Source organism: Rothia sp. HMSC064F07 (genome assembly GCF_001837265.1).
GTDB classification, from domain to species: domain Bacteria; phylum Actinomycetota; class Actinomycetes; order Actinomycetales; family Micrococcaceae; genus Rothia; species Rothia mucilaginosa.
In genome coordinates this window covers 1105645-1107576 of record NZ_KV831926.1, presented here as the reverse complement: position 1 = coordinate 1107576, position 1932 = coordinate 1105645, and the positions used below count along the sequence as shown (strand labels likewise).

Here is a 1932-nt window from a genome sequence, read left to right as displayed (position 1 = left end):
GGGTTAAAGACCCACGGTGAAGACACTAACCTGTCGAAAACCTCTGTCTAAAAACAGGCGGCCCTGAATGTTCAAACATTCGGGGCCGCCTGCTGTGGTTATTTATATGTTGGGTCAGAACTGGTTTACATATCGGGCCAGTCGCGGTGCAACGAATACTCCGTGTCCCCGTCACCGTTATCATTCAGATGCCAACGCTGACCGGTACGAATATCAGCCTTGCGCAGACGCGGGTTCGGATTATCCTTCTTACCCATCGTAGGATCGTTCTTACAGCCCCAACGAGTATCGTCTTCATCGCAGGTGCCGCCGACACGGCCCACATCAACCCACCACACACGCACCAGCAACGGATCACTGGTCGCCTGCGGAGTCACCTCCATCATCTGCCACGGGCCACCATCCACACGGAAACGAGCCGTATAGTGCACGGTCGCGTACGCATGGAAGTTACCCGAACGCTGGTAGGCGTAGCTGGTATCCGTCTGACGCGGACGCTCACGAGGGTAGGTGGTGACCGGTTTGCCCGCGGTGTAGTTGGTGGCAGTATCACCATTGCCGTACTCGATGACATAGGAGGAGGGCATGAGCTCAATTTCGACGTGTCCGGCGAGCATGTCTGATTCAAGGCGGTAGGGGCCTCCGTCATCGACGTAGAAGTTGACCTGGTCGCCCTTGTAGACGTTGGGGTCGCCTTCTGCTCGGCCAGTGCCTGCGGGGTTGTTGTAGGACTGGTGCAGGGTCGGCTTGCCCGGCTCTAGGGACTCTGCAGCGTGGCGGATTTCCTCCATGACTTCTTCGTAGGTCGGGCCGGTGGGACCTGGGCTGTCGGCACTGGTCAGGGTGCGGGTATCGTCGGGGACACAGGTTTCTGAGGTGGGGCTATATTTGCCGAGGCCACCATCGATGTAAGTCCCATCGTCACGAACGATGAGATTGTTGAGTTTTACGTGTCCAACCTTTCCGTCCTTTACGCAGCCAAGGATATTAGAGTCACTTTTGGAACGAATTAGGGTAAGGCCGTTGGCGCCTTTGGTGGTGTAGGTGCTAGGTTCTGCTCCTTCCGCAGGCTGATGAACAACTGAGTCATTCTGAATGCTTTCTCCGCCCCTTTTACCTGTATTGGTTTCAGTCCTTTTCTTCGCGACTGTAGATTCTTGGCATACGGATGCGCCGTTACCAGATGAACATTCTTTAGTAGATACATGTGCACCTGCAGGTGCTGGCAAGAGACATATAAATTGCAATCCAATGACGCAATAAGCTATACGTTTATTTATTTTGCGCATAACTAATCATCAACCTCTTCACAGCTTATAATTTCCCATTTTTTCCCATTATGCTTCATCTCGAATTTGAAAGTGTCGTTAGTTTTATCATCGTTATCCCAAGCAGTCCATTTACCACTCGGCTCAACATGGATTTCCTGGTTCCATCCGCGGTAGGCTTTCCAGAAATAGGTTTCCCCATCTTCAGACCAAGGAGATCCATCTGCCGTAAATTTCTCGATACCGTCGATGACCCATCCACCGCGCTTATAAAGGTTTTCGACACTTTCGTAGGCTTCCAATTCGGAAGTGAAATTGCGTGAGGTGAACTCTCGCGCCTTTGTGTAGTCGCCGGTCTGAATACCGTAGTTTCCCCATTGAATCCATGCATCAAGCGTCTTGCGCATGCCTTCCAACGACTTTTCGTTGTAGCCGTCCTCCGGAACGTTAGGCTTCGGTACATTCTGTGCCGGACCGTACTTATCCGCCGGGCGGTACTCACCGTCAGGTGCCTTTGAGCCACCCGAGTAGCCGCGGACAGTAGACGGGGTGGCACTCGCAGAGGGAGATTCAGAAGCTGCTGCAGACGCCGAAGCCGACTCGCTCGGCGCGGCGGTCGATGATGCCGAGGCGGCTGCCGCCTCGTTATTTGCCTGCTGGCCGC

The 1932-nt window shown here is 53.8% G+C and carries 2 protein-coding genes; both read right to left on the bottom strand.

The annotated features are described in order from the left end of the window. Positions 1 to 125 precede the first annotated feature (125 nt). The gene (locus tag HMPREF2712_RS09185) at positions 126 to 791 is read right to left on the bottom strand and encodes a hypothetical protein (protein WP_246828688.1); all 666 of its coding nucleotides are present in this window, start codon (positions 789 to 791) and stop codon (positions 126 to 128) included. Positions 792 to 1291: 500 nt separating this feature from the next. Continuing rightward, positions 1292 to 1932: DUF6318 family protein (locus tag HMPREF2712_RS06850; protein ID WP_070819586.1), on the bottom strand; the 641-nt coding region annotated here is incomplete at its 5' end.